Source organism: Bradyrhizobium sp. AZCC 1678 (assembly GCF_036924765.1).
GTDB classification, from domain to species: Bacteria; Pseudomonadota; Alphaproteobacteria; order Rhizobiales; family Xanthobacteraceae; genus Bradyrhizobium; species Bradyrhizobium algeriense.
In genome coordinates, this window is sequence record NZ_JAZHSE010000001.1 from 3078050 (window position 1) to 3104530 (window position 26481).

Annotated in this window: 24 protein-coding genes; 18 read left to right on the plus strand and 6 right to left on the minus strand. The window is 62.7% G+C overall.

The features are described 5' to 3' along the window. Window positions 1-75 precede the first annotated feature (75 nt). The 7 genes from V1294_RS14645 to V1294_RS14675 all read left to right on the plus strand — a co-directional run bounded on the left by V1294_RS14645 (window position 76) and on the right by V1294_RS14675 (window position 7776). The gene (locus tag V1294_RS14645) at window positions 76-1617 is read left to right on the plus strand and encodes an ABC transporter substrate-binding protein (protein WP_334498025.1); all 1542 of its coding nucleotides are present in this window, start codon (window positions 76-78) and stop codon (window positions 1615-1617) included. A gap of 6 nt (window positions 1618-1623) precedes the next feature. Further along, window positions 1624-2574, plus strand: a complete 951-nt coding sequence (locus tag V1294_RS14650; protein ID WP_334482690.1) for an ABC transporter permease — start codon at window positions 1624-1626, stop codon at window positions 2572-2574. Beyond that, window positions 2561-3433, plus strand: a complete 873-nt coding sequence (locus V1294_RS14655) for an ABC transporter permease (RefSeq protein WP_334482688.1) — start codon at window positions 2561-2563, stop codon at window positions 3431-3433. Before V1294_RS14650 ends, V1294_RS14655 begins: the two co-directional genes overlap by 14 nt. Next, on the plus strand, window positions 3430-4425 hold the full coding sequence (locus tag V1294_RS14660; protein ID WP_334498027.1) for an ABC transporter ATP-binding protein: 996 nt from the start codon (window positions 3430-3432) through the stop codon (window positions 4423-4425). Before V1294_RS14655 ends, V1294_RS14660 begins: the two co-directional genes overlap by 4 nt. Continuing rightward, the gene (locus V1294_RS14665) at window positions 4422-5402 is read left to right on the plus strand and encodes an ABC transporter ATP-binding protein (RefSeq protein WP_334498029.1); all 981 of its coding nucleotides are present in this window, start codon (window positions 4422-4424) and stop codon (window positions 5400-5402) included. Before V1294_RS14660 ends, V1294_RS14665 begins: the two co-directional genes overlap by 4 nt. Window positions 5403-5495: 93 nt before the next feature. Further along, window positions 5496-6566: an alcohol dehydrogenase gene (locus V1294_RS14670; RefSeq protein WP_334498031.1), complete on the plus strand. Its 1071-nt coding sequence runs from the start codon at window positions 5496-5498 to the stop codon at window positions 6564-6566. Between the two features lie 127 nt (window positions 6567-6693). Continuing rightward, window positions 6694-7776 (plus strand): isocitrate/isopropylmalate dehydrogenase family protein, encoded by a 1083-nt coding sequence (locus V1294_RS14675; RefSeq protein ID WP_334498033.1) that lies wholly within the window; start codon window positions 6694-6696, stop codon window positions 7774-7776. A 22-nt stretch (window positions 7777-7798) separates the two neighbouring features. On the opposite strand, the gene V1294_RS14680 is transcribed toward V1294_RS14675, so the two are convergent. Both V1294_RS14680 and V1294_RS38010 read right to left on the minus strand, forming a co-directional pair. After that, window positions 7799-8620 (minus strand): enoyl-CoA hydratase, encoded by an 822-nt coding sequence (locus V1294_RS14680; RefSeq protein WP_334498035.1) that lies wholly within the window; start codon window positions 8618-8620, stop codon window positions 7799-7801. Window positions 8621-8638: 18 nt separating this feature from the next. Next, window positions 8639-8827, minus strand: a complete 189-nt coding sequence (locus tag V1294_RS38010; protein ID WP_442895444.1) for a hypothetical protein — start codon at window positions 8825-8827, stop codon at window positions 8639-8641. On the opposite strand from V1294_RS38010, the gene V1294_RS14685 reads away from it, so the two are divergent. After that, window positions 8744-8923 (plus strand): hypothetical protein, encoded by a 180-nt coding sequence (locus tag V1294_RS14685; protein ID WP_334498038.1) that lies wholly within the window; start codon window positions 8744-8746, stop codon window positions 8921-8923. The two genes, V1294_RS38010 and V1294_RS14685, sit on opposite strands and share 84 nt — an antisense overlap. Window positions 8924-9326: 403 nt before the next feature. Here V1294_RS14685 and V1294_RS14690 read toward each other — a convergent pair whose 3' ends face one another. Further along, window positions 9327-9722 carry a helix-turn-helix domain-containing protein gene (locus V1294_RS14690; RefSeq protein WP_028347342.1) on the minus strand — a complete coding sequence of 132 codons (396 nt, stop codon included), beginning with the start codon at window positions 9720-9722 and terminating at the stop codon, window positions 9327-9329. Window positions 9723-10614: 892 nt separating this feature from the next. On the opposite strand from V1294_RS14690, the gene V1294_RS14695 reads away from it, so the two are divergent. From V1294_RS14695 to V1294_RS14705, 3 genes are all read left to right on the plus strand, one after another. After that, window positions 10615-11613, plus strand: coding sequence for a TRAP transporter substrate-binding protein (locus V1294_RS14695; RefSeq protein ID WP_334498040.1), 999 nt, complete (start codon window positions 10615-10617; stop codon window positions 11611-11613). A gap of 86 nt (window positions 11614-11699) precedes the next feature. Continuing rightward, complete coding sequence (locus tag V1294_RS14700) at window positions 11700-12215, plus strand: TRAP transporter small permease (RefSeq protein ID WP_334482665.1); 516 nt, start codon at window positions 11700-11702, stop codon at window positions 12213-12215. Continuing rightward, window positions 12212-13531 (plus strand): TRAP transporter large permease, encoded by a 1320-nt coding sequence (locus tag V1294_RS14705; RefSeq protein WP_334498042.1) that lies wholly within the window; start codon window positions 12212-12214, stop codon window positions 13529-13531. The genes V1294_RS14700 and V1294_RS14705 overlap by 4 nt, the downstream gene beginning before the upstream one ends. Here V1294_RS14705 and V1294_RS14710 read toward each other — a convergent pair whose 3' ends face one another. Together V1294_RS14710 and V1294_RS14715 are read right to left on the minus strand one after the other, a co-directional pair. Beyond that, window positions 13532-15040: a sensor histidine kinase gene (locus tag V1294_RS14710; protein ID WP_334498044.1), complete on the minus strand. Its 1509-nt coding sequence runs from the start codon at window positions 15038-15040 to the stop codon at window positions 13532-13534. Window positions 15041-15191: 151 nt separating this feature from the next. Beyond that, window positions 15192-16454, minus strand: coding sequence for a serine hydrolase domain-containing protein (locus V1294_RS14715; RefSeq protein WP_334498046.1), 1263 nt, complete (start codon window positions 16452-16454; stop codon window positions 15192-15194). Window positions 16455-16591: 137 nt separating this feature from the next. Between V1294_RS14715 and V1294_RS14720 the strand changes: the two genes are divergently transcribed. The 7 genes from V1294_RS14720 to V1294_RS14750 all read left to right on the plus strand — a co-directional run bounded on the left by V1294_RS14720 (window position 16592) and on the right by V1294_RS14750 (window position 25410). Next, window positions 16592-17506 carry an intradiol ring-cleavage dioxygenase gene (locus V1294_RS14720; protein ID WP_334498048.1) on the plus strand — a complete coding sequence of 305 codons (915 nt, stop codon included), beginning with the start codon at window positions 16592-16594 and terminating at the stop codon, window positions 17504-17506. 339 nt (window positions 17507-17845) lie between these two features. After that, a complete protein-coding gene (locus tag V1294_RS14725; RefSeq protein WP_334498052.1) occupies window positions 17846-19165 on the plus strand; it encodes a CmpA/NrtA family ABC transporter substrate-binding protein in 1320 nt (439 codons plus the stop codon). A gap of 64 nt (window positions 19166-19229) precedes the next feature. Beyond that, entirely contained in the window at window positions 19230-20147 is a 918-nt protein-coding gene (gene ntrB / locus V1294_RS14730) for a nitrate ABC transporter permease (protein ID WP_190241787.1), read from the plus strand. Between the two features lie 12 nt (window positions 20148-20159). Beyond that, window positions 20160-20954, plus strand: a complete 795-nt coding sequence (locus V1294_RS14735; protein ID WP_108514505.1) for an ABC transporter ATP-binding protein — start codon at window positions 20160-20162, stop codon at window positions 20952-20954. An 84-nt stretch (window positions 20955-21038) separates the two neighbouring features. Beyond that, a complete protein-coding gene (locus V1294_RS14740; RefSeq protein WP_334498056.1) occupies window positions 21039-21464 on the plus strand; it encodes a globin family protein in 426 nt (141 codons plus the stop codon). A gap of 9 nt (window positions 21465-21473) precedes the next feature. After that, window positions 21474-22691, plus strand: coding sequence for an NAD(P)/FAD-dependent oxidoreductase (locus V1294_RS14745; RefSeq protein ID WP_334498058.1), 1218 nt, complete (start codon window positions 21474-21476; stop codon window positions 22689-22691). A 13-nt stretch (window positions 22692-22704) separates the two neighbouring features. After that, window positions 22705-25410 carry a nitrate reductase gene (locus V1294_RS14750; RefSeq protein ID WP_334498060.1) on the plus strand — a complete coding sequence of 902 codons (2706 nt, stop codon included), beginning with the start codon at window positions 22705-22707 and terminating at the stop codon, window positions 25408-25410. Between the two features lie 345 nt (window positions 25411-25755). Here V1294_RS14750 and V1294_RS14755 read toward each other — a convergent pair whose 3' ends face one another. Next, on the minus strand, window positions 25756-26475 hold the full coding sequence (locus V1294_RS14755) for a hypothetical protein (RefSeq protein ID WP_334498063.1): 720 nt from the start codon (window positions 26473-26475) through the stop codon (window positions 25756-25758). Window positions 26476-26481: the final 6 nt, after the last annotated feature.

Sequence of the window (26481 nt, forward strand, 5' to 3'; positions counted from 1 at the left end):
GGAAATTCCAGACAATCTTGCCGCAGCGATCACGATCCGGAATGCCGGACGGATGACACATCGGAGGGAACATCAATGAAAGCGGCGATCCGTTCGAGCGCGCTCGCGCGAATATTTCTTGTGGCGGGATTTGGCGTGGCGTTGTCGGCAATGCCCGCCACCGCACAGAAAGCGGGCGGCAGCATCACCGTCGGCCTCGAAGTCGATATCCCCGGTTTCGATCCACTGAAGGTCGGCGTGTACGACACGGCGGTGGAAACCGCGGCGGCTGCGATTTTCGACACGCTCGTTGCGCTCGATGACAATGGCAAGCCGGTGCCAAAGCTGGCGTTGTCCTGGACGCATTCGGACGACTACAAGACCTGGACCTTCAAGCTACGGCCCGGTGTCAAATTCCACGACGGCACGCCGTTCAATGCGCAAGCGGTCAAGGAGAACTTTGATCGGCAGAAGGATCCGGCCAACAAGTGCCGCTGCGCCTTCTATATCGCCTACGTCAACAATGTGCAGGCTCCCGACGAACTGACGGTGGTCTATAATCTGAATGATCCGCAGGTGAACCAGCCTGCACTGATGACCATTCAGAGTTCGAACAACGTAGTCCACTCGCCGACGGCGTGGAAGACCAAGGGCGACGACTACAATCGCAACCCGGTCGGCACCGGTCCCTTTATTCTGAAGTCATGGACCGCGGGCGACCGCATGGTGCTGGAAAAGAATCCGGACTACTGGAACAAGGGCCATCCCTACCTCGACCGGATCATCTTGAAGCCATTGCCGGATGCGCAGTCGCGCTTCGCCAGTCTGCAGTCGGGCGAAGCCGACATCGTCTGGGATGACGAATACGACGCTGACAACATCATGAAGGCGCAAAAAGACCCGAAGATGAAGGTGCACACCTACGCCGGCTCCGGCGCGCAGGTTTACGCCATCAACACCAAGGCGCCACCTCTCGATGATGTCCGCGTGCGCCAGGCATTGGTGATGGCACTCGACCGCAAGAAGATGTCGCAGGCGATCACCAATGGCCTCGCGAAGCCCGCGAGCAACCCCTATGGCGACGGTTCCTGGGTCAAGTGCAAGGACGATGGTGCGCTCCCTGAAGACCTCGAGAAGGCGAAGGCGCTGATCAAGGACTACGGCAAGCCGGTCGAGTTCAAATTGATCGTCACCGCGACGCCGCGCGGCCGCACCATCGGTCAGGTATTGCAGCAGTTCTGGAAACGGGCGGGCGTCAATGCGGAGATTGAGCAGATCGATCAGGCATCGTTCCCGCCACGCGCCTTCATGCGCCAGTTCCAGGTGATAGGGTGGCGGATCGTCGATCTCGCCGATCCCGATCCGCAGATGTTCGCCAATTTCCGCACCGGCAGCCCGGTCGCGCTCGCCAATTTTTCCGATCCGGAACTCGACCGGTTGCTGGACCATGCACGGGTCACGGCCGATCCCGAAAAGCGGATCGAAGATTATTGCGCCGTCAGCCGCATCGTGAACAAGGAAGCGATCTGGTTCTGGACTTTCCAGAACACCTACTATGCAATTTCCACGTCCAAGCTGAAAGGCTTGCCAAAAATCTATCACGGAGTGATCGACGTATCGGACACCTGGCTGGAATAATCTTCCATGCTGTTCTTTGTCGCGCGCAGACTTCTGTACCTCATCCCGGTCCTGATCGCCGTATCGCTGTTGACGTTCTTCATCGCGTCGCTGCTGCCGGGCGATCTCGCCTATGTGATCCTCGGCGATCAGGCGACGCCGGAGAATGTCGCGGCGCTGCGCAAGGACATGGGGCTCGATCAGCCGGTCTGGATCCGTTACTTCAGCTGGCTCGGCAACATCCTGCAGGGCGATTTCGGCCGATCGTTCCGCACCGGGCAGGCCGTGCTGCAGGCCGTGACCGAGCGGCTTCCGGTGTCGTTCGAGCTGATGATTCTGGCCGAGATCATGGGCCTCGTCATCGGCGTTCCCCTGGCGATCGTCTGCGCCGCCCGCAGCGGTAGCGCGTTCGACCGCTTCATGACCGGCAGCGCCTTCGCCATGCTTTCGGTGCCGGCCTTCCTGTCGGCGATCCTGCTGATTTACCTGTTTGCGGTGGAGCTGCGCTGGTTGCCGGCGACGGGCTACGTGCCGTTTGCGGAAGACCCGGCTGCAAACCTGCGCTTCATGGTGCTGCCCGCGCTGACGCTCGCGCTTGCCGAATGGCCCGGCATCATGCGTGTGCTGCGATCGGACATGATCGCAACGCTGCAGGAAGATTATATCGCGCTGGCGAAAGCCAAGGGACTGAAAGCCTCACGCATTCTGTTCGTGCATGCGCTGAAACCATCGTCGCTGACGCTCGTTACGATAACCGGCATCAATATCGGGCGATTGATCGGCGGTACCGTTATCGTGGAGACGATCTTCGCGCTGCCGGGGATCGGTCGGTTGCTGGTTGGCGCGATCTATACTCGCGATCTCATCATCCTGCAGGGGGTCGTGCTGATCGTTGCCGCCGGCTTCGTGATCATGAACTTCATCGTCGATTTGCTCTACGCCGTCCTCGATCCCAGGATTCGTCATGGCCACGCTTGAACTCACCATCGACGAAGGCGTCGCGGCGCAACCGGCAAAGCGCGGACGCCGATTGGGGCTGCTGTTCTGGATGGCGATCGGCTGGATGATCTTTATGTTCACGGTCGCGATCCTTGCGCCAGTGTTGCCGCTGCCGAGCCCGACCGACATGGACATGCTGGAACGGCGAGCTCCGTTCTCTATGGAGCACTGGCTCGGAACCGACGGTCTTGGCCGCGACGAACTCTCAAGGCTCGTCTACGGCGCGCGGATTTCGCTCGTGGTCGGGCTGTGCGCGCCGATGATCGGGCTCACCATCGGCGGCGCGCTCGGCATGCTGGCGGGCTACTTCCGTGGCCGGTTCGAGTCCGTCGTGGTCGGCAGCATGGACGTGCTGCTGGCGTTTCCGCCCCTGATCCTGGCGCTGGCTGTGACCGCCTTTCTCGGGCAGTCGATCCTCAACCTCACCTTCATTCTCGGTGTGCTCGGCATTCCCGCCTTCATGCGGGTGGCGCGGGCGGCGACGCTGACGCTGGCACGTCGTGAATTCGTCATCGCGGCACAGGCGTTGGGAGCGACGCATGCACGCATCCTGTTGCGCGAACTATTGCCGAACGTCATCCTGCCACTGTTTGCCTTCTTCCTGCTCGGCGTCGCCGTTACCATCGTGGTCGAGGGCGCCTTGTCGTTCCTCGGCCTCGGTGTGCCGCCGCCTATTTCGAGCTGGGGCAGCATGATCGGGGAGGGGCGCGAAAGCCTGGAGGTCGCGCCGAGGCTCGCCTTCCTTCCGGCAATCGCGATGTTCCTGACCGTGCTCTCCTTCAATCTCATCGGCGATACGCTGCGTGCGCTCACCGATCCACGTCAGGGCGTGCTGTGACCGGAAATACCCTGCTTTCCGTCGAGGACGTCCTGGTCGACCTGCCAACTCCGCGCGGCAATCTGCGCGCGGTGGATCATGTCGATCTCACCGTTGGCGCTGGCCAGACGCTCGGCGTCGTCGGCGAATCCGGCTGCGGCAAGACCATGCTGTCGCGGGCGATCCTGCAATTGCTGCCGAAGAAGGCAAAGCTCTCTGGCCGCGTGATGTTCGACGGGCAGGACCTGCTGCAGCTCTCACCGGAGAAACTGCGCAAGCTGCGCGGGCGCTCGCTGGCGGTCGTGTTCCAGGATCCGATGACCTCGCTCAACCCAGTGCTCACGATCGGCACCCAGTTGATCGAGACGCTGCAGGAGCATCTCGAACTTGACGACGCCGCCGCCACCAGGCGCAGCGTCGAATTGCTCGCGGCGGTCGGAATCCCCGCGCCCGAGCAGCGACTGGCGCAATATCCGCACCAGCTTTCCGGCGGTATGCGACAACGCGTGGCGATTGCGATCGCGCTGTCGTGCGAACCGAAACTTCTAATCGCCGACGAGCCGACCACCGCGCTCGACGTGACGATCCAGGCGCAAATTCTCGACCTCTTGGCGCGCGAGCAGCGCCGCCGGCACATGGCGATGATCCTGATCACCCACGACCTCGGCGTCGTCGCCGGCCGCACTGATGAAGTCGCCGTCATGTATGCCGGCCGCGTGGTCGAGCGTGCGCCGACGCCTGCGTTGTTCAAGAAAATGCGGATGCCCTATACCGAAGCGCTGCTCGCGGCGCTTCCCAGGCTCGATGCCGCGCCCCACACGCCGTTGCCGGCTATATCGGGGCGTCCGCCCGATCCGACCCGTCCGCTGCAGGGGTGCTCGTTCTCGCCGCGCTGCCGCTATGCGGTGGCGCGCTGCCGGATCGAGAAGCCGCCGCTCGAGGCGGCGGAGACGAGCGCGCACCAGTTCGCCTGCTTCCACCCGATCGAGATCCATGCGGAGGCGGGCGCATGATGCAGCAAGCCGTGTCGGCCGTTTCAAATGAGCCGCTGCTCGCCGTCAACGATCTGGTCGTGGAATATCCCGTCGGCGCCAAGATCGTTCATGCCGTGTCCGGAGTATCCTTGCAGATCGCCCGCGGCGAGACGCTGGGTCTGGTCGGCGAATCCGGTTGCGGAAAATCGACGCTCGGCCGGGCGGTGCTGCAGTTGCGCCGGCCGACCGCGGGGCGCGTGCTGTTCGACGGTCACGATCTCACGACGATGCAGGGCGATGCCCTGCGGCTGATGCGCCGGCGCGTGCAGTTGATCTTCCAGGACCCTATCGCCTCGCTGAACCCACGCCGCAGGATCGGCGACATCGTCGCCGAGCCGCTGGTGATCGCAGGCGTCAAGGACCCGGAGGAGCGCGAGCGGCTCGTTCACGAGGTGCTGACCGCCGTCGGGCTTGATCCGACCCTGGTGGTGGGACGGCTGCCGCATGAATTCTCCGGCGGGCAGTGCCAGCGCATCTGCATCGCGCGCGCGCTCATTCTCAACCCGGAGTTCATCGTCTGCGACGAGCCGGTCTCCGCGCTCGACGTGTCCATCCGCGCCCAGATCCTCAATCTGCTGGAGGAGATGAAGGGCCGGTTCGGCCTGACGCTGTTGTTCATCGCGCACGATCTCGCGGTGGTGAAGGCGGTCAGCGACCGCGTGGCAGTGATGTATCTCGGCCGGCTGTGCGAGGTCGGCCTCTCCGAACAGCTCTTCGCCCGGCCGGCGCATCCCTATACCGCGCTCTTGATCGAGGCGATCCCGGTGCCGGATCCGGACGTCCGCCCCACCGAAACCGTGCCGGTGGGCGAGCCGCCATCGCCGATCGCGCCGCCGTCCGGCTGCCGGTTCCGTACCCGCTGTCCGCGTGCGGATCAGCGATGCAGCGACGAGATGCCGGAACTGCGCGCCGTCGCGCCGGGCCAGTTCGTGGCTTGCCATCATCCGCTGATCTGACTGCCGCCCGCGTTTGTCTCGATTGGGTAGACGTGGCAATGTTCGCCCGCGAGAAATGCCTGTGCCAAGAACAAGAATGACGGGAGAAAAGCCATGAAGAGTTTTCAGGTCGCCGAGTTCAACGCACCGCTGAGAGAGGTGGATCAGGAGACGCCGCAGCCGACGGGCACGCAGGTGCTGATCAAGGTGAAGGCGGCCGGCGTCTGCCACAGCGACCTTCACATCTGGGAAGGCGGCTATGATCTCGGCCATGGCCGCAAGCCGCTGTCGCTGAAGGACCGCGGCGTGTCGCTGCCGCGCACGATGGGGCACGAGACGGTCGGCGAGGTCGTGGCGTTCGGGCCCGACGTCACCGCCGCCGACAAGGGCGACCTCAAGGTCGGCGATATCGCGCTGGTCTATCCCTGGCTCGGTTGCGGCAAGTGCGCGACCTGTGTGGGCGGCGACGAGAACATGTGCGTCGTCAAGCCGAACTCACTCGGCGTCTATTGCGACGGCGGCTATGCCGATCACATGACGGTGCCGAACCCGAAGTACCTCTTAAACCTGAAGGGGCTCGACCCCGTTACCGCGGCGCCCTATGCGTGTTCGGGTGTGACGACCTATAGCGCGCTGAAGAAAGTCGAGTTCGCCTTCAATTCGCCGATCGTCATCTTCGGCGCCGGCGGACTTGGCCTGATGGCGCTGTCGCTGCTGAAGGCGATGGGCGGCAAGGGCGCCATCGTCGTCGACATCGATGCGCGCAAGCGCGAAGCCGCTGAAGCGGCCGGTGCGCTCGCCACCGTCGACGGCAAGGCGCCGGATGCGCTGGAGCAACTGGCGAAGGCGGCCGGCGGACCCATTCGCGCCGTGATCGATCTCGTCGGCAACGCGCAGACTACCCAGCTCGGCTTCGACTGCCTGACCAAGGGCGGCAAGCTCGTCATCGTCGGCCTGTTCGGCGGCGGCGCGCCTTGGGCGCTGCCGCTGATCCCGATCAAGGCGATCACGATCCAGGGCAGCTATGTCGGCAATTTGCGCGAGACCGAGGAATTGCTCGAACTCGTTCGCAACAAGATGATCGCGCCCATTCCCGTCACGACGATGCCGCTCGCGAAAGCCAACGAAGCATTGACCGATTTGCAGAAAGGCAAACTGGTCGGCCGCGCCGTGCTGACGCCGTAGCCTCCGTCATTCCGGGGCGATGCGAAGCATCGAGCCCGCAATCTCGAGATTCCCCGATGCGCAATTGCGCATCTGCGGTCTGGTCCTTCGGACCATCCCGGAATGACTACTCAACTAAGGAACTCCCATGTCCGCAAACAACGCGCTCCACATCGCCGTGCTCGGCGGCGATGGCATCGGCCCTGAAGTGATGGCGCCGGCGCTGGAAGTCCTGCGCAGGATCGAGGCGACATCGGACCTCAAATTCCGCTTCACCGATGCCCCGGCCGGCGCCAACAATTATCTGGCGACCGGCAAATCGATGCCGGACAGCACCGTGCGGCTGTGCGAGGAAGCGGACGCCATCCTGCTCGGCGCCTGCGGCCTGCCTTCGGTGCGCTACCCTGACAATACCGAGATCGCCCCGCAGATCGAACTGCGCTTCCATTTCGACCTCTATGCCGGCGTGCGCCCGGCGCGGCTCGTTCCGGGCGTGCCGAGCCCGATCGTCGGCGCCGACCAGCGCGGCATCGACCTCGTGCTGATCCGGGAATCGACAGAAGGCCTGTTTGCCTCGATGGGCAAGGGCGTGGTGACGGATACCGAGGCGCGTGAGACGCTCGTGATTACGCGCAAGACCTCGGAGCGCTTGTTCGAGTTTTCGTTCCGCCTCGCCGAACGCCGCAAGGCGCGCGGCAAGGCCAACGGCGGCTTGACATGCGTCGACAAGGCAAACGTGTTCAGGGCGTTCGCGTTCTTTCGCGAGATGTTTGATGACGCCGCCAAACGCCATCCCGGCGTCAAGGCCGATCGGCTCTATGTCGACGCCTGTTCGCTCATGCTGGTGAGGCGACCTTGGGACTTCGACGTCATGGTGACGGAGAACATGTTCGGCGACATTCTCTCCGACCTCGCCGCCGGCCTGATCGGAGGTCTGGGCATGGCCCCCTCAGCGGATATCGGCGACCGCTACGCCGTGTTCCAGCCCTGCCACGGCACCGCGCCCGATATCATGGGGCAGGGCAAGGCCAATCCCACCGCGATGATCCTGTCGACCGCGATGATGCTGGACTGGCTCGCCGACAAGCATGGCCTCGAAAGCGCCGCTGAAGCCGGCGAGCGCATCGAGCGCGCGGTGGACAAAGCCTATGCCGGCGGAATCAAGCCGATGGAATTCGGCGGCAGCAACGGCACGGCGGATATTACGAGGGCGGTATTGGCGGCGTTGTAGCCGGGCTACGGGATGACCGATCTCACTTCCCCTTGAACTGCGGCTTGCGCTTTTCCATGAACGCCGTGCGCCCTTCACGAAAATCCTCGCTATCCATGCAAGCCATGCCGATCTTCTTGATCGCGTCCATGTCGCGCTTGCTTTCGTCCTTCAACACTTCGGCAATCGTGATCTTGGCGGCCTTGATCGCCAGCGGCGCGTTGCCGGAGATGGTGCGCGCGATTTCCATGGTGGCGTCCCATAGTTCCGCATCCGGCAGCACGCGGTCGACCAATCCGATCCGCAAGGCTTCCGCAGCCTCGATCCGCATGCCCGTATACATGATCAGCCGCGCCCAGGATGGCCCGACCAGCGAGACCAGATGCTTGAGGCCGTCATAGCCATAGGCGATGCCGAGCCTGGCGGCGGGAATGCCGAACTGGCTGTTGTCGGAGGCGATACGGATGTCGGTGAGCATGGCGACCTGCATGCCGCCGCCGAGGCAGAAACCGCGGATGCAGGCAATCGTCGGCTTGGGATAACTCGCGAGCAGGGCGCGCTGCGCCTCGCTCCGTTTCGAATATTCCTCCGAGGCCGCCGCATTGTGGCGGGTCTTTTCAAACTGGCTGATGTCGGCGCCCGAGACGAAGGCCTTGTCGCCGGCGCCGACCAGAATTATGACGCGGACGTCGGGATTGTCGCGCAGTTCGACCAGCGCTTGGCCCAGGCCCTCCCACATCTCGAGCGACATCGCGTTGCGCTTGTCGGGATTATTGAAGGTGATGATTCCGACGCCATCGCGGATACTTTGCAGGATCTTGCCGTCGGCATGGGGTGTTTCGGCGTTCTTTGGGGTGTCTAGCATCGAAGTGTCCAGTCCATTTCAGGAATCAACAAAGGGGGCCGAAATTCGCCTGGGCGCAGGCTGGCCGCGCCTGCAGTCTAGTCCACCGCGCCGCGACGCGTGGGTGTTTCTTTCGATCACCTCATGCAGTGGCTTGCCGTTGTGAATCAGGGTCGGGATAACGCCGAGCGGATTGATCTTCAGATATTCCGGCGAATGATGTTCCATCCTGGCCATGTCGACCTCATGGCCTTCATAGGCGAGGCCCTTCTCCGCGAGGCACGCTGGACGCGGCGCGAAGCGCTCAAGCGCCAGCCGTGGTGAAGGATCGTCATGGTTGCCTCCCGGACCGGAACAGCCGATGGCTGATCATGCAATCCGGAACAAGCTAATGGCAGTTTCGGCGGAGCCGTCGACACCGGATGGCCTCGCGGCTTACATCAAGACCGGGATCGAGTGCTGGGCAATGATAAAAAAATCGGGCGCCACGTTCGAATAGCAGAAAATCTTTTCAACGGCCCGCGCCCGCGAGGCCTGAGATTCAGGGTTCTAGGTATCAGACGACCGAATTCCGCCAAAGATGATGGCGTTGCGCTGATCTTTTCCGGCCAGATCAAGATCTCTTCCGGCCAGATCAGCATGTGGCCTAGCGCAGCAACAGGCTACCCGGCGATTTCTCGCGTTGATTAATCGGGTCCGCGGTGCTGCGATCCAGGCGCGATAATGCCTAGCCCTCGTTGGCGGCGATCGATTCCATCAAGGACACCAACTGACGTTGTACGGTCTGGTCCTTGATCTTGCTGTAGGCACGCAACAGCCTCAGGCTGAACGCGCTGTCCAGGAACAGCAGGCTCTCGACTTCCCGCGCCTTGCCGTCGCCGTCGTAGAAGAACGTCACGGGCACGTCGAGCGCGGTAGCGATTTGCTGAAGACGAGCTGCGCCGACACGATTGACGCCCTTCTCGTACTTCTGGACCTGCTGGAAGCTCACGCCGAGCTTGTCGCCGAGCTCCGCTTGAGAGATTTTCTGTTCCACGCGCCGCAGGCGAATCCGCTTGCCCAACTCGATATCGGGTTTGCCGGCGCTGCGCTGTTTCATCTTCTTCGCTGCTGATCTGTTCATTCTGGTTTTACCGTCCTTCAATCGGGAAACCCTGGCAAAAGTAGGTCAGAGGTTCATCCGCATTTGCCGTGTTTAAAGTCAGTCCAAACCGTGAGGTTGTAAAGTGAACCACGGGAATCCTGAGATATTACTGGATGGTAGCCAAACGCATGCGCGTATTGGAAGCATCCTGATACCGGCGCCGCCACCCACTTAAAGCTGTCGGCACCCGGGGCGAATTTGGCGAAAAGCCCCGCCCTCTACATTTGACAAAATATTCGACAAACCACAACCACCGCGAGTTCAAAGGACACAGATTTTGGCCGGCATACTTACTGCGTAGCGCTTAAGCACCGGATTTTTACGGGGTTTGCCGGCCAAAAAGGCGATCGCTCACAGCGCGTGCCGGCTCCACATCGGCGTGCAACGCGTGAAATGCCAGCGGCAAGTGATGCCTGACAGAACGCAGCAACGTTCAGTTCCGGTTTTCGGATCAAGCGTGACGGGAAATTGCGGCAAGCCGCGTGCTTGCACGTCATCCGCGCCTCTGACGGAGCGGGCCAGACCCGACATCGCGCAACATTTGCGGCATGTCGGTTGCCTGCGCAATGAACATCGCCGTCGGCGTCAGATGGAATCGCGAGATGTTGCCTCGGCAACTATTATGCCGGGATCGTGACGCGTGCTTGCGGCTATTTGCGGATGGGACACCGGCTCGGCCCGCGCCTCCGAGGCGGGATTTGCCGAATGATTGCAATCATCGGCCCGGCGTCTGCGGCCTATTGGCCTTGGGTACTGCTTAAATTGGCTTCCACAGCCGCGCTGTTTTGCATACGCTTTGCGGTAGTGGCCGCGTCGTCGGCCAGGCCAAAGTCCCGCTTACAAGGGATGGGCATTACAGGGGAGGAACGCCATGAAGCGAAGAACCGTACTTGCGGGCCTTGGTGCGACGGCGGCTGCCGGCGTCTTGGGCATGCCGTCGATCCTGCGGGCGCAAGCGCCCGTCACGCTCAACGGAGCCGTGCAGTTCAACGACGACCACGCCTTCACCAAGGCGCTGACCCGGTTTGAAGAACTGGTGAAGAAGTATTACGGCAAGCCCGTCAACTTCACGCTGCACAAGAATTCATCGCTTGGTCTCGAGAAGCAGTATTTCGAGTACATGTCGCAGGGCAAGGCGGTCGATTACGGCATCGTCTCGCCGGCCCACATGTCGACCTTCGCCAAGGCGGCGCCGTTTATCGATGCGCCCTTTGTGTTCAAGGGCATCGAGCACATGAACAAGGTCGTCGAGAAGAATATCCTGGCGCCAGTCGCCGATGAAATCGCTGTTAAGGCCGAGGTGGTGCTGATCGGCTATGCCGGCGGCGGCATCCGCAACATCTTCGCCAACAAGCCGCTGAAGAACCTCGCCGATCTCAGGGGTCTCAAGGTGCGCGTGCAGGGCGCGCCGATCTGGTCGAAGACGTTTGCCGCCGTCGGCATGAGCCCGACCGTGATCGCCTACAACGAAGTCTACAACGCCATCCAGAACGGCGTGATCTCGGCCGGCGAAAACGAGGCGGCCGGTGTCGAGGCGATGAAGTTCTACGAAGTAGCACCGCACCTCAGCCTGACGCAGCACGCGGTATCGATCCGGCCGATCTGCTTCTCGGTGAAGACGCTGAAGACCCTGCCGAAGGATCTGCAGGACGCGATCATGAAGGCCGGCAAGGAGGCCGGCGACTACGGCCGTCAACTGGAGTCGAGCGAGGAAGTCGTCAAGCTCGACACGCTGGAGAAGGCCGGTAAGCTCAAGCGCGTTTCGTTCGAGGAGCGCGACGCCATGAAGAAGCTCGCCGATCCCGTGATGGCCACCTACGCCAAGGAAATCGGCGCCGAGGGCATCTTCGAGAAGATCAACGTCGCCTGAGAATTGTCGCCGCCCGCGCGGCAGGAAGTCGGGGCAAGCCAGATCGGCTTGCCCCATTCTGTGATCGCTATCCCTCCGGAGCCATGATGACTGAAATACCAATGCCGCCGAACCCGTCGCTATGGCGTCGAGCGACGGCGGCCTATGCAAAATTGCTGGAAGTCCTGCTCGCCGCCTGTGTCGGCATTCTGGTCATTCCGGTCACGTTGCAGATCATCTCGCGCTACACGCCGTTCATTCCGTCCTACATCTGGACCGAGGAGATGGCGCGGTTCATGTTCGTCTGGACCATCATGATCGGCGCCATGGTCGGCATCAGAGAGTCGCAGCATTTCGAGGTCGACGTCTGGCCTGACCTGTCGCGACGAGGCGAGGCCATGGTGCGGATTCTCGCGCGGCTGGGCGTGCTGGCGATGGCGGTGGTGTTCGTGTGGGCCGGGCTCGAATTCACGCGGTTCGCCTGGAACCGAACGTCGGAACTGGCGGACCTGCCGCTCTGGATGATCCATGTCGCATGGCCTGTGGCCGGGGTGACGTGGATCGTATTTGCGGGTGAGCAGATACTTGATGAAGCGCGGGTTGTGCTTGGGGCAAGACGATGAGCGGCAATGTTCTTTCTGCCGGACAGGCCGCCATGGTCCTGTTCGGGGTCTTCGTCGGCCTGCTCATCATTCGCGTGCCGGTCGCCTTTGCGCTCGGCCTTGCCTGCGTGCCGATCCTTTTGACCGAGCCTCGCCTGTCGATCATGACGCTCGCGCAGGAAACCTTCAACGCCTACAATTCGTTCATCCTGCTGGCGGTGCCGTTCTTCCTGCTCACCGCCAACCTGATGAGCATCGGCGGCATCACCGACCGCCTGGTCGCGTTGTCGCGCTCGATGGTCGGGCACTGGCCGGGGTCGCTGGCGCAGATCAACGTCGTGCTGTCGGTGTTCTTTGCCGGCATCTCCGGCTCCTCCACCGCGGACGCGGCGAGCCAGTCCAAGATCTTCATCGACGCCCAGACCAAGGAGGGGTACGACCTCTCGTTCTCGATCGCCATCACCGCGGTCTCCGCCGTGCTCGCCGTCATCATCCCGCCCTCGATCCTGATGATCGTGTGGGGCGGGCTGATCTCGACCTCGATCGCCGCGATGTACCTCGCCGGTATCGTGCCGGGATTGCTGATCGCCGGCGCGCAGATGGCGACGGTGCATGTCTATGCCGTGCGCCGCGGCTATCCGACCTATCCGAAGGATAGCTGGCGGGACATGTGGTGGGCGATTCTGCGGTCGATACCGGCGCTGACGACGCCGTTCATCATCGTCGGCGGCATTTTGCTGGGATGGTTTACCGCGACCGAATCCGCCTGCGTCGCGGTGCTCTATTCCGTTGCGCTGTCGACGTTCTTCTACCGTGAAACCGGCGCGCGCCAACTCTACAAGGCGTTGCTGGACACCGGACGTCTCGCCGGCGTCGCGCTGTTCTGCATCGGTACCGCGAGCGCCTTCGGCTGGCTATTGGCCTATTACAGGATTCCGCAGGAACTGCTGGCCAACGTCTCGACCTGGGGCATGGGCGCGATCGGGGCCGGCTTCTTCATCTCCTTCTGCTTTCTGGTGGTGGGCTGTTTCCTCGACGCTATTCCGGCGATCATCATCGTCGGTACCGTTCTCGAACCGCTGGCGAAATCGGTCGACCTCCACCCCGTCCAGTTCGCGATCATCTCGATCGTCTCGCTGGCCTTCGGGCTGGTGACGCCGCCCTATGGCCTGTGCCTGATGATCGCCTGCTCGATCGCGGGCGTGCGGCTGCGCTATGCGCTAAAGGACACGGTGATCATGCTGATACCGATGATGCTGGTGCTGGCTGCATTGATCATCTGGCCGAGCGTCTCGCTGTTCCTGCCGCGGCTGATCGTGCCGGAGATGCTTAAGTAGCTATTCTTCCCGGTCGAGCGCGCAAGTCACGGTGTAGATGACGCCGCGCGGCAGGAAGTCGACGGTCGCTTCGCCGCCGAGCTGGTCGCGCGCGCTGCGCTCGATCAGCCGCGAGCCGAAGCCGCGCTGCACCGGCGCCGTGACGGGCGGGCCGCCTGCCTCGGTCCAGATCAGCCGCAGCTTGCGCCCATCGCTCTCCTCGAGGATCTCCCAGTCCACCGCGACGGTGCCGGTGTCGTTCGACAGCGCGCCGTATTTGGCGGCGTTGGTTGCGATCTCGTGCACGATCATCGACAGCACCACGGCGAGCCGCGGCGATAGTGGAACCTGCGGTCCGAACATCCGCGCCCGTTCCGGATTGTTGAGCAGATAGGGCTGCAGCACCCGCGCAATCACTTCCCGCAGCTCCGCGCCCTGCCATTTTTCCTGGCTCAGCAGATTGTGCGCCTCCGCCAGCGCGCCGAGCCTTCCCTCGAACTTCTCGCGCTCCGCCCGACTCGCGCTGCGGAACGTCTGGGTGGCGATCGACTGCAGGACCGCGAGCGTATTCTTGACGCGGTGGTTGAGTTCCTCGATCAGGAGATTGTGAAGCATCTCGCCGCGGGCGATCTGGGTCGCCATCCGCACCGCAAAGGCGAGGCCGACCATCAGCAGGACAGCGCCCATCACGCTTGTTATCGCCAGGTTGCGCCAGAGCGGCGCGATCAGCGAGCTTTCGGCCACGCCCGCGGCAACCGTCCAGCCGGTGAGCGAGGAACGGGCAAAGCTCGTAATCAGCGGCACGCCCTCGAGCGATACCGTCGGCACGGTGGTTTCGGGGTTGTGGGACATTTCCGCATAGAGCGAGGGCGATGCACGCTTGCCGACGGTCTCCTGCGGGTTCGGCACGCGTGCGAAATTGGTGCCTTCGCTGTCGAAGATCGAGATGGTCCAGTCCTTGCTCGGCCGCTGCTGCTCGATCATGGCCTGAAAAATTTCGATCGGCGGACTGAAGGAGATGTCATAAAGTACCTGGTCATTCTGGATGACAGGTACTTCGACCGTCACGATCAGCCGTTGCTTCACCGACCCGAAGAACAGGTTGGAATAGACCGGCTTCCTTTCCGCGAACACCTTTTCGACCATGGCAAGGTTGTTGCGTAATGGCAGGTTTGCCGTGTCCAGGGTGAGCGAGGAGAACACCTGGCGGCCTTCGCGGTTCGCCACCAGCACGATGCCGCCTTCGCCATACTGGTCGAGGAAGCCCTGGCAGATGCGGCGGAATCCTTCGATATCTCCGTCGCGCAGTTCGTTTGTCAGCGACAACATATGGAGCGCGCCGGTGATCCGCTGCATCTCCGCGTCGAGTACGAGGCGAACGCTGCGCACGGTTTCGAGCACCCGCTGGGTCGCGTTATTCCGGTCCTGCTTGTAATTGTTGTAGACGATGCCGGCCGCGAAAATGATCAGCGGCAGCGTGGTTCCCGCGACCAGCAGGGCGAGACGCACTGGCAATGAAGGTTTCGGCAACGCAAGCCCCGGGTCGGCGCCAATCGGCCGAAGCATAGGAGAAGCCGCTGAATTTCGCCAAGGATATTAGAGGTATGTAAATCCGCTCGACAGGGCGCCGAAGTTCCGTGGCGGTCGCCTTGGCCGCGGAACCCTGGAATGACCGTGTGTCTCAGAGATTGCTGTCGGTGATGGCGGCATACACCATGGTGCGCAGTTCGCGCCGCAACGGATAGGCGCTCGACGGCAGCACCTGCGTCATGAAGATCATGATCAGTTCTTCCACGGGGTCGATGAAGAACGAGGTCGTCGCCGCGCCGCCCCAATTATATTCGCCGGGGCTGCCGGCAATGAGTGTCTGCGAGGGGTTCATGGTGACGGCGAAGCCCAGACCGAAGCCGATGCCATTATAGGCAGCTTCGGAGAATAGCGAACGCGACATCGCCGGCAGGTCGGCGCCGCCGGGCAAATGGTTCGACGTCATCAACTTCAAGGTCTTCGGACCGAGCAGGCGGACGCCGCCCAGCTCGCCGCCATTGAGCAGTGCCCGGCAGAAGGTGAGGTAGTCGGCTGCGGTCGAGCACAGGCCACCGCCACCGGAAATGAACGAGGGCGGCGACAGAAACGAACTTGTGGCCGGGTCGTCCTGCAGCGTCAATTTGGCCTCGCCGGCAGTCATGCCGATCTGCACGCCGGCCGAATAACACGCCGCGAAGCGATGCGCCTTGTCCTTTGGCACGAAGAAATCGGTGTCGTTCATCCCGAGCGGATCGAGGATACGTTCCTTGAGGAACTGTTCGAACGGCTTGCCGCTGATCAGGCCGATGAGATAGCCGACCACGTCGGTGGCGACGGAGTAGTTCCAGGCTTCGCCCGGTGAAAACTCCAGCGGGATCTTTGCGAGGTCGTCGATCATGGTTTGCAGCGTGCCGGCCTTGACCACTTCGCCGATCTTGGTCTCGCGATAGGCGGCATCGACATTGCTGCGCTGCTGGAAGCCATAGGTAAGCCCCGAGGTGTGGCGCAGCAGGTCCACGATCAGCATCGGCCGCGCCGGCGGGCGGGTCAGGAACGCCGGGTGGGTGCCGGCCACGAACACGCCGAGGTTCTTCCATTCCGGAATGTATTTGTGGACGGGCTCGTCCAGCGCGACGCGGCCTTCCTCCACCAGCATCATGAAGGCTACGCTCGTGAGCGGCTTGGTCATCGAATAGATGCGGAAGATCGTGTCGTCCTTGACCGGCGCCTTGCGCTCGAGGTCGGCAAAGCCCTGCACGGTCGAATGCACGATCTTGCCGCGGCGGTAGACCAGGAGCTGCGTCCCCGGGAAGCGCCCGCCGTCGACATAGCGCTGCTTCAGGTGATTTTCGAGGCGATCGAACGCCGCTTTCGACATTCCGGCTTGCTCGGGCGAGGCAGGAGTGGGGGCTAACATCGGGACGAGTCTCCGGCTGGCTATTGGCAGCCTTGATAGCCGAAAAGTGTGCTCCGTTCCAACCAGCCGCGCTTACCCGGCGTGGGACGCTGGTATAGGCTGACGCCAACCCTCGTTTATTCCGCAGGACAGCAAAAATGCGCCAATTCAGCGAAACCGAACTGACCGCCGCCGTAATCCGCAGTTTCGACGATACCCCGGATCCGCGCGCCAAATTCCTGCTGCAGGAACTGGTGAAATCGTTGCACGACTATGTCCGCAGGACCGATCTCACCTTCGAGGAGTGGGAATATGCAATCGACTATCTGACCCGGACCGGCCAGAAGTGCACCCCGATCCGGCAGGAGTTCATCCTGCTCTCCGATGTGCTTGGCGTGTCGATGCTGGTCGATGCCGTCAACCACCGGGAGCGCGAGGGCGCCACCGAGACCACGGTGCTCGGCCCGTTCTATGTCGGCGAGCACAAGGTGAAGCCGCATGGCACCGACATCTCGGCCAATCTCCCGGGCGAGCGGATGTTCGTGCAGAGCCGCGTCACCGACCTCGAAGGCAAGCCGCTGGCCGGCGTGCCGGTGGACGTCTGGCATGCCGATGATGACGGCTTCTATGATTCCCAGAAGGCTTCCTACGCGACGGAGGGGCCGTCCTCGCGGGCGCGCTTCATCACCGATGCCGACGGACGGTTCTTCTTCCGAACCATCCTGCCATGCAGCTATCCGATCCCAACCGACGGTCCGGTCGGCGAGATGATCGTGCAGACCCGCCGCCACGCGATGCGGCCGGCCCATGTGCATTTCCTGGTCGACGCGCCCGGCTACCAGCCGCTGATCACGCATGTCTTCATGGATGGCGACAAATATCTCGATTCCGACGTGGTGTTCGGGGTCAAGGACGAGCTGGTCGCCAAAATCGAAAAGCGGACCGATCCGACGATGCCGGACGGCAAGCCGGCGGGCACCCCGTGGCACCTCATGACCTACGAATTCCGGATGAAGCCGGGCGGGGGAAGTGCGCCGAAACCGATGATGGCGAAGGCCACCGAGGACGCTTAAGGCAGCCAGTATGCAGCCTGCCCAATTCTTGTGCGGCGCACAAGAATTGGGCGAATCGCAAATTTAGAATGCGAATAACGGTTCCGGACATGGCGCGATATTCCGCCGCATCCGACGCGTACTTAATTGATAAAACTAGATTTTTTGCGATGCAAAAGGCTTGGCACGAAGCTTGAATAGCTTGTGTCGACGCCATTGAAGCCGTCCCTCGAGACCACTCATCCGAATTGTGTCGCCACCATTCCGGGGCCTTCCTGGAACGCGCCCTTCTGCGCCTAGCGCGGTGACCCCAATCGGACGGCCCCGTTCACGCACTGACGCAAAAGGACAATGATGCCCATGACGAAACCCACCAATCCGACCTCACGCCGTGGTCTCAGCCGCCGCCAGCTCCTGAAGGCGGCCGGCGGTACAGCGGCCCTGCTCGCCGCCGCCAGGCTGAATTTCCCCGCCGGCGCGTTCGCGCAAGGTGCGGGTCCGGAAGTCACCAAGGCGACGCTTGGGTTCATCGCGTTGAGCGATGCCGGACCGCTGTTCGTCGCCAAGGACAAGGGCTTCTTCGCTAAGCACGGCATGCCCGATGTCGAGGTCGCCAAGCAGGCATCTTGGGGTACGACCCGCGACAACCTCGTCCTCGGCTCGGAAGGCAACGGTATCGATGGCGCGCATATCTTGACGCCGATGCCCTACCTGATCTCGGCCGGCAAAGTGACGCAGAACAACGTTCCGACGCCGATGTACCTCCTGTCGCGTCTCAATCTCGATGCGCAGTGCATCTCGATTGCCAAGGAATATGCCAACCTCAAGATCGGTACCGACTCCTCGCCGCTGAAGGCGGTGTTCGAGCAGAAGAAGGCTGCTGGCAAGGCGGCCAAGATCGCGATGACCTTCCCGGGCGGCACGCACGATCTCTGGATTCGTTACTGGCTCGCTGCCGGTGGCATCGACCCCGACAAGGACGTCGAGACCATCGTGGTGCCGCCGCCGCAGATGGTTGCCAACATGAAGGTCGGCACCATGGATGCGTTCTGTGTCGGCGAGCCCTGGAATCTGCAGCTCATCAACCAGGGGATCGGCTACACCGCTGTAAACACCGGCGAGCTCTGGAACAAGCATCCGGAGAAGTCGCTCGGCATGCGCGCTGCTTGGGTCGACAAATATCCGAAGGCGGCCAAGGCGATCCTGATGGCTGTCATGGAGGCGCAGCAATGGGCCGACAAGGCCGAGAACAAGAAGGAACTCGCCACCATCATGGGCAAGCGGCAGTGGATGAACTGCCCCGTCGAAGACGTCTACGACCGCTCCGCCGGCAAGTTCGACTACGGCATCCCCGGCAAGGTGGTCGAGAACTCGCCGCACATCATGAAGTACTGGCGCGACCATGCCTCCTATCCGTTCCAGAGCCACGATCTCTGGTTCATGACCGAAGACATCCGCTGGGGCAAATATGAAGCGGGCTTCGACAGCAAGGCGCTGGTGGCGAAAGTCAACCGCGAGGATATGTGGCGCGATGCGGCTAAGTCGCTCGGCGTTGCCGCGTCCGAGATCCCGACCTCCACCTCGCGCGGCAAGGAGACCTTCTTCGACGGCAAGGTGTTCGATCCGGAAAACCCGTCTGCGTATCTGAAGTCCCTGTCGATCAAGCGTGTTGATGTCTGATCAAGCCCGGGCCGCGCGCTGGATGCGGGCGGCCCGCTCATTGAAACACGGAGATACAATTTCAATGTCGATGCCCGCGATCAAAGCCGAAGCCGCCGCGGTGGCCATTCCGACTACCTCGAGCACCTCGCCGAACACGGCGGCGCCAGTGGTTACGATGACGCCGAAGCAGGCGCCCCGTGCCGAGAAGTACATCAAGATGGCGAAAGAGGCCGCGGTGCGCGTCGTGCCGCCGCTGGTCGTGATTGCGCTGTTGATGCTGTTCTGGGAGCTGGTCTGCCGCCGCACCGGCTCGACGCTCCCGCCGCCATCGAAAGTCTTCAAGGACACCAAGGAACTGATCCTCGATCCGTTCTTCGATAATGGCGGCATTGACAAGGGCCTGTTCTGGCACCTGTCCGCCTCGCTTCAGCGCGTCGCGTATGGTTACTCGATTGCCGCCATCGTCGGTATCGCGCTCGGCACGCTGGTCGGCCAGTCGGTGTGGGCGATGCGCGGGCTCGATCCGCTGTTCCAGGTGCTGCGTACCATCCCGCCGCTGGCATGGCTGCCGCTGTCGCTCGCCGCGTTCCGTGACGGCCAGCCCTCGGCGATCTTCGTCATCTTCATCACCTCGGTGTGGCCGATCATCATCAACACCGCGGTCGGCATCCGCAACATCCCGCAGGATTATCGCAACGTCGCAGCGGTGGTGCAGCTCAACCCGCTGGAGTTCTTCTCCAAGATCATGATCCCGGCGGCGGCGCCCTACATCTTCACGGGTCTTCGCATCGGCATCGGCCTGTCCTGGCTTGCCATCGTCGCGGCTGAAATGCTGATCGGCGGCGTCGGCATCGGCTTCTTCATCTGGGACGCCTGGAACTCCTCGCATATCAGCGAGATCATCCTGGCGCTGTTCTATGTCGGCATCATCGGCTTCGTGCTCGACCGCCTGATTGCGGGAATGGCGAAGATCGTGACCCGCGGCACCGCACTGAGCTGAAGGAAACATATCATGCAGGCCTATCTGAAGCTCGACCACATCGACAAGACCTTCACCCGCGGCAACGCCACCACCGAGGTGCTGAAGGACATCAACCTGACGATCGAGAAGGGCGAATACGTCTCGATCATCGGCCATTCCGGCTGCGGCAAGTCCACGCTGCTCAACATCGTCGCCGGCCTCACCGACACCACCCAGGGCTGCGTGCTGCTGGAGAACCGCGAGGTCAATTCGCCGGGGCCGGACCGCGCGGTGGTGTTCCAGAACCACAGCCTGCTGCCATGGCTGACGGTCTATGAGAACGTCCGGCTCGGCGTCGACAAGGTGTTTGCCTCGACCAAGACCCGCGCCGAGCGCGACGCCTGGGTGATGCACAATCTCAATCTGGTGCAGATGGCCCACGCCAAGGACAAGCGTCCGTCCGAAGTGTCCGGCGGCATGAAGCAGCGCGTCGGCATCGCCCGCGCGCTCGCGATGGAGCCGAAGGTGCTTTTGCTCGACGAGCCCTTTGGCGCGCTCGACGCGCTGACCCGCGCGCATCTGCAGGATTCGGTGATGGCGCTGCACCAGAAGCTCGGCAACACCATCCTGATGATCACCCATGACGTCGACGAGGCCGTGCTGCTGTCGGACCGCATCGTGATGATGACCAACGGTCCGAGCGCACGGATCGGCGAAGTGCTGGAAGTGCCGCTGGCGCGTCCGCGCAAGCGGCTCGAGCTCGCGACCAACCCCGGCTACCTCAAGTGCCGGCAGCGCGTGCTCGAATTCCTCTACGAGCGGCATCGCTTCGTCGAAGCGGCGTAGCTGCGTTATTCGCGTGTTGGCGGTGAACTAATGTTCTCGCCGCACGACCAACTGGATTGCCCTTAACACGCGAGGAGAGTTTCGGTGAATCCAACACAAATCAACCTGGTTCAGGAGAGCTTCGCCAAAGTCGCTCCGATTTCGGAGCAGGCGGCCGTCATATTCTACGATCGTCTGTTCGAAGTCGCGCCAACGGTGAAGGCGATGTTTCCCACCGACATGAAAGAGCAGCGCAAGAAGCTGATGGCGACGCTGGCGGTGGTGGTGAACGGGTTGAGCAATCTTGAATCCGTGTTGCCGGCCGCGAGCGCATTGGCAAAGCGTCACGTCAGCTATGGCGCCAAGCCGGAGCACTATTCCGTCGTTGGCGGCGCGCTGTTGTGGACGCTGGAAAAAGGGCTCGGCGAAGCCTGGACGTCCGAAGTCGCCGACGCCTGGACCGCGGCCTACGGCACGCTGTCCGGTTACATGATCTCCGAAGCCTACGGCGGTGCCCAAGCCGCCGAATGAGGATGCACCATGAGCGAACCGCTTGTCATCGTCGGCAACGGCATGGCCGCTGCCCGCCTTGTCGACGAATTGGCCAAGGTAGCCCTTGGCCGCTACGCCATAGCGGTGATCGGCGACGAGCCACGGCTCGCCTATAATCGCGTGCTGTTGTCGTCGGTGCTGGCCGGCGAGACCACCTCGCAGGACATCGAGCTGCGGCCGGCCTCCTGGTGGCGCGACCGCGGCGTCACCCTGAAATATGGCTGCACGGCCACCGGGGTCGATGTCGGCCGCCGCGAACTCAAGATCGAGAATGACGAGAGCGTTCCGTTTTCGAAACTGGTGCTGACCACGGGCTCGTCGCCGCTGCGGCTCAACGTGCCGGGCGCCGACCTTGCCGGCGTGCATACGTTCCGCGACAGCCGCGACGTCGATTTGTTGCTGACGCTGGCTGCGCAGAAGAAGCGCGTGGTGGTGGTCGGCGGCGGGTTGCTGGGCCTCGAAGCGGCTTATGGGCTTGCCAAGGCCGGCGCGCCGGTGACGCTGGTGCATCTGATGGACCGCCTGATGGAGCGCCAGCTCGATGCGCCCGCGGCCGAACTTCTGAAATCCCTCGTCGAGCGCAAGGGGATCGAAGTCCTCCTCAACGCCAACACCGCGCGGATCCATGGCGTGACGCGCGTCGAAGGTGTCGAACTGGTGGATGGCCGCCTGATTCCGGCTGACGCCGTGATCTTCGCGGCCGGCATCCGGCCGAATATCGCCCTGGCAAAGGAAGCGGGGATATCAGTCAACCGCGGCATCGTGGTCGACGACCATCTGCAGACCGGCGCACCCGATGTATTTGCGATCGGCGAATGCGCCGAGCATCGCGGCATCTGCTACGGGCTGGTCGAGCCGGCCTATGAGCAGGCGAGGGTGCTGGCGCGGCATCTCGCCGGGCGCGAGGCTTCCTATGCCGGCAGCATCGTTGCGACCAATTTGAAAGTCTCCGGGGTCAGCGTGTTCTCCGCCGGCGATTTCATCGGCGGCGACGGCAGCGAGAGCATCGTGCTCTCCGATATCAATCACGGCACGTACAAGAAGCTGGTGATATCAGGCGGGCGATTGACCGGTGCGGTCCTGATCGGCGATGTCGGCGACGCGCTCTGGTATCTCGAACTGATCCGCACGCGGCAGCCGACGCAAAGAATTCGCGCTGACATGATGTTCGGCCGCTCGCTCGCGATCCGTTCGGAAGCTGCATAATCCGGTTGCCGCCATGACCGCCATCGATCCCGATCTACGCACCATCAGCACCACCTGCGCCTATTGCGGCGTCGGCTGCGGTATTCTGGCGACGCCGGACGGGCGGGGCGGGGCGGCGATATCGGGCGATCCCGCGCATCCCGCCAATTTCGGCCGGCTGTGCTCGAAGGGATCCGCGCTCGGCGAGACGCTCGGCCTGACCAACCGGCTGCTCTATCCGATGATCCGCTGCGGCAAGGGGATCATGGAGCGGGTGGCCTGGAGCGACGCGCTCGACCATGTCGCCCACAGATTCCAGCACATCATCGCGCGCGACGGCCCCGGTGCGGTTGCGTTCTATCTCTCCGGTCAGTTGCTGACCGAGGACTACTACGTCGCCAACAAGCTGATGAAGGGCTTCATCGGCAGCGCCAATGTCGACACCAATTCGCGGCTCTGCATGGCCTCATCCGTTGCCGGCCACCGCCGCGCCTTTGGCGCCGACACGGTGCCGGGCTGCTATGAAGATCTCGACGAGGCGGACCTCTTGGTGCTGGTCGGCTCGAACGCGGCTTGGTGTCATCCGGTGCTGTACCAGCGCATGCTCGTCAACAAGCAGCAGCGCGGCGCGCGGATGATCGTGATCGATCCGCGCCGGACCGATACCGTCGGCGATGACGATTTGTTCCTGGGGTTGAAGCCGGGCACCGATACCGCGCTGTTCAGCGGGTTGCTCGTTTACCTCGCCGACAACGGTGCGCTCGATCGGGATTACATCGAGCGCTACACTTTTGGCTTCGACGACGCGATCGCCCGCGCGCGCAGCATGGCCGGCAGCGTCAGTGCCACCGCGCTGGCGACCGGCCTCTCCGAGCAGGACGTCGCGGCATTCTTCCAGATGTTTGCGAGCACCGAGCGTGTCGTCACGATGTATTCGCAGGGCGTCAACCAGTCGGCGCAGGGCACCGACAAGGTCAACGCCATCGTCAACTGCCATCTCGCGACCGGGCGGATCGGCAAGCCGGGCGCGTCACCGTTCTCGCTCACCGGGCAGCCCAATGCGATGGGCGGCCGCGAGGTCGGTGGGTTAGCCAACCAGCTCGCCGCCCATATGGGATTTACGCCGCCGGATATCGATCGCGTGCGCCGGTTCTGGAAGGCGCCGCGCATCGCCACCCATGAGGGGCTGAAGGCGGTCCAGATGTTCGAGGCCATCGCGCGCGGCGAGATCAAGGCGCTGTGGGTGATGGGTACCAATCCGGCGGTGTCGTTGCCGAACGCCGACGGTGTTCGCGAGGCGCTGAAGAAGCTCGAGCTGTTCGTGGTTTCCGAAAACGTCATCTCCAACGACACGGTCGACGTAGGCGTGCATGTGCTGCTGCCGGCGCAGGCCTGGGGCGAGAAATCCGGCACCGTGACCAATTCGGAACGTTGCATCTCGCGGCAGCGGGCGTTCCTCGGTTCGCCCGGCGAGGCACGGCCCGATTGGTGGATCATGGGCGAAGTGGCCAGACGCCTCGGCTTCGGCGCCGGCTTCGACTTCCATTCAGCGGCCGATATCTTTCGCGAGCACGCCGCGCTCTCGGCTTTCGAGAACGAGGGCGCGCGCGACTTCGACATCGGTGCACTGCAATCGCTGTCGGATAGCGATTTCGACGCCATGGTGCCGGTGCAATGGCCGGTTCGGCAAGGCAACGAGCCGCAGGCGCGCTTCTTCGCCGAGGGCGGATTCTTCACCAACGATTTCAAGGCCCGCTTTGTCGCGCCGGAAATTCCCGCGTTGCGGACCGAGACCACGGCGGCACGGCCGCTGCGGCTGAACACCGGCCGCATCCGTGACCAGTGGCACACGATGACCCGGACCGGCGAAAGCCCGCGGCTCGGCCAGCATTTGCCGGAGCCCTTCGTCGAAGTTCATCCTGACGATGCCGCCAGGCACGGGCTCGCCGACGGCGACTTCGCGCGTGTTACCACCGACTACGGCCAGTGCACGCTTCGCGTCATCGTCAGTGAACGCCAGCAGCGCGGCATGCTGTTCGCGCCGATCCACTGGAGCGAGGCCAACGCGACCGGCGCGCGTGTCGGTTCGCTGGTGGCGCCCATCACCGATCCGTTCTCCGGCCAGCCCGAGAACAAGGCGACGCCGGCATCGATTACGCCTTACGAATATGTCTTTCGCGGCTTCGCGCTGTCGCGCAAGCCGCTGGCTTTGCCTGAGCACGCCTGGAGCGCCCGCGTCGCCGTCAGTGGCGGTCACGGCTACCTGTTTGCCGACAATGCCGATCTGGCGGGCTGGCAATCCTGGCTGAAATCATTCACGACGGACGATCTCGCCGAATACAAGGATTTCGGCGGCGGCGTCTATCGCGCGGCGTGCTTTAGCGGCGACCGCATCGAGACCTGCCTGTTCATCGGGCCCGCGCGGGACGCCGGCGACTGGAACGTCGTGAAAGGGCTGTTTGCCGCAGATACGCTCGGCACCGATCAGCGCCGCATGCTGCTGTCGGGCAAATCGATGGATGGCCTTGCGAATGCCGGCCCGATCGTCTGCGCCTGCTTCGGCGTCGGCCGCAATACCATCTGCGATAGCATCGCGGCCGGCGCGCGTTCGGCGGCGGATATCGGTGCCAGGCTGAAAGCAGGCACCAATTGCGGCTCCTGCATTCCGGAGCTGAAGCGGTTGATTGCGCAGGCGGGGCCGGGCGATCCCGCGCAGCGGAAGCTGGCGACGGCGAATTAGAATTATCCGCCGTCATTGCCTGCGACAAACGCGAAGCGTTTGCGCAAGGGCGCCACCGGGTCGCGCGAACGCGCGCCCGATGACAGGCTCCGCGACGACTTGTCCGCCGAAGCTCAAAGAGCGAAGGCGGAAGCAATCCATGCTTCCCCAGGCGGAGAGGAGGGTTGCTGCGCTGCGCTTGCAATGACGCGTCCCGTCTCCCTCGCCCCGCGCAATCTTCGGGGCTCAGCCACGTCGGAAGATGCCCGCTAACCGGACATCGACAGGCATGCCAAAACCGACGCGAATGACCCAACTCGGACATGGGGCCTAGCCTGACAACGGCTCGACATGCTTTGATGACAATCAGAACCCATGCCTGAAGCCGACTGCGACGTTGATCTTGTCGCCAAGTAATCCACTACCCGTATTTTTCCAAGCGTAACCCACATTGCCATAGACGAAGTTACCTGCGCTCCATTCATAAGTCAGGCCGGTTGCGACCTTGGGAGTGATCCACGTGTAGTCGAACGCGTCACGGTAGCGCACCTCAAACATGTTCCACGTCCATTGCGAATTGAGCTTCAGGTCGCCGGCTAGATACAAAGCATAATAATACGCATTGGCGGTGCTGCTCGTTCCGAGCTCCGTTGCACCTCCGGTATTGCCGATTGCGACAGACGGCTTCAAGGTGAATTTGTCAAAATTGAATCTGTATCCGACCGAGCCCTCAACATAATTTTGGTAAGTATTGTCGTTCTTGACCGTCACCTGAAACAAACCGCCTACAAACCAATTGTTTGCGAAGGCATGGGTGACGCCGAGTTTTACCTCGGTGTCGGCATAACTTCCGGCGGCGTGAGAGCTGTCCGAAAGTGCATAGAATTCCGGACTGGCTTCAATGCCAATCGTCGTCGTCGCCCAAACGCTCGCCGCGCGCGGTGGATTGACAGGGGCAAGATCGGCAGCCGTGGCCGGCCGCGAGACCACGAGCGCGATTACCGCAATCCACAAGTCAGTGCGCGTCCGTATCCGGATCGACGAGCCCTGGTATTGTTTGGTAGCCGTCATGAAGAGCACCTGCATGGTTGC

Excerpts from the sequence above, each read along its gene's own strand:
- V1294_RS14645 (WP_334498025.1), top strand. The coding sequence starts at position 76 with ATGAAAGCGGCGATCCGTTCGAGCGCGCTCGCGCGAATATTTCTTGTG.
- V1294_RS14650 (WP_334482690.1), top strand. The coding sequence starts at position 1,624 with ATGCTGTTCTTTGTCGCGCGCAGACTTCTGTACCTCATCCCGGTCCTG.
- V1294_RS14655 (WP_334482688.1), top strand. The coding sequence starts at position 2,561 with ATGGCCACGCTTGAACTCACCATCGACGAAGGCGTCGCGGCGCAACCG.
- V1294_RS14665 (WP_334498029.1), top strand. The coding sequence starts at position 4,422 with ATGATGCAGCAAGCCGTGTCGGCCGTTTCAAATGAGCCGCTGCTCGCC.
- V1294_RS14670 (WP_334498031.1), top strand. The coding sequence starts at position 5,496 with ATGAAGAGTTTTCAGGTCGCCGAGTTCAACGCACCGCTGAGAGAGGTG.
- V1294_RS14675 (WP_334498033.1), top strand. The coding sequence starts at position 6,694 with ATGTCCGCAAACAACGCGCTCCACATCGCCGTGCTCGGCGGCGATGGC.
- V1294_RS14680 (WP_334498035.1), bottom strand. The coding sequence starts at position 8,620 with ATGCTAGACACCCCAAAGAACGCCGAAACACCCCATGCCGACGGCAAG.
- V1294_RS14685 (WP_334498038.1), top strand. The coding sequence starts at position 8,744 with ATGCAGTGGCTTGCCGTTGTGAATCAGGGTCGGGATAACGCCGAGCGG.
- V1294_RS38010 (WP_442895444.1), bottom strand. The coding sequence starts at position 8,827 with ATGGAACATCATTCGCCGGAATATCTGAAGATCAATCCGCTCGGCGTT.
- V1294_RS14690 (WP_028347342.1), bottom strand. The coding sequence starts at position 9,722 with ATGAACAGATCAGCAGCGAAGAAGATGAAACAGCGCAGCGCCGGCAAA.
- V1294_RS14695 (WP_334498040.1), top strand. The coding sequence starts at position 10,615 with ATGAAGCGAAGAACCGTACTTGCGGGCCTTGGTGCGACGGCGGCTGCC.
- V1294_RS14700 (WP_334482665.1), top strand. The coding sequence starts at position 11,700 with ATGACTGAAATACCAATGCCGCCGAACCCGTCGCTATGGCGTCGAGCG.
- V1294_RS14705 (WP_334498042.1), top strand. The coding sequence starts at position 12,212 with ATGAGCGGCAATGTTCTTTCTGCCGGACAGGCCGCCATGGTCCTGTTC.
- V1294_RS14715 (WP_334498046.1), bottom strand. The coding sequence starts at position 16,454 with ATGTTAGCCCCCACTCCTGCCTCGCCCGAGCAAGCCGGAATGTCGAAA.
- V1294_RS14720 (WP_334498048.1), top strand. The coding sequence starts at position 16,592 with ATGCGCCAATTCAGCGAAACCGAACTGACCGCCGCCGTAATCCGCAGT.
- V1294_RS14725 (WP_334498052.1), top strand. The coding sequence starts at position 17,846 with ATGACGAAACCCACCAATCCGACCTCACGCCGTGGTCTCAGCCGCCGC.
- ntrB (WP_190241787.1), top strand. The coding sequence starts at position 19,230 with ATGTCGATGCCCGCGATCAAAGCCGAAGCCGCCGCGGTGGCCATTCCG.
- V1294_RS14735 (WP_108514505.1), top strand. The coding sequence starts at position 20,160 with ATGCAGGCCTATCTGAAGCTCGACCACATCGACAAGACCTTCACCCGC.
- V1294_RS14745 (WP_334498058.1), top strand. The coding sequence starts at position 21,474 with ATGAGCGAACCGCTTGTCATCGTCGGCAACGGCATGGCCGCTGCCCGC.
- V1294_RS14750 (WP_334498060.1), top strand. The coding sequence starts at position 22,705 with ATGACCGCCATCGATCCCGATCTACGCACCATCAGCACCACCTGCGCC.
- V1294_RS14755 (WP_334498063.1), bottom strand. The coding sequence starts at position 26,475 with ATGCAGGTGCTCTTCATGACGGCTACCAAACAATACCAGGGCTCGTCG.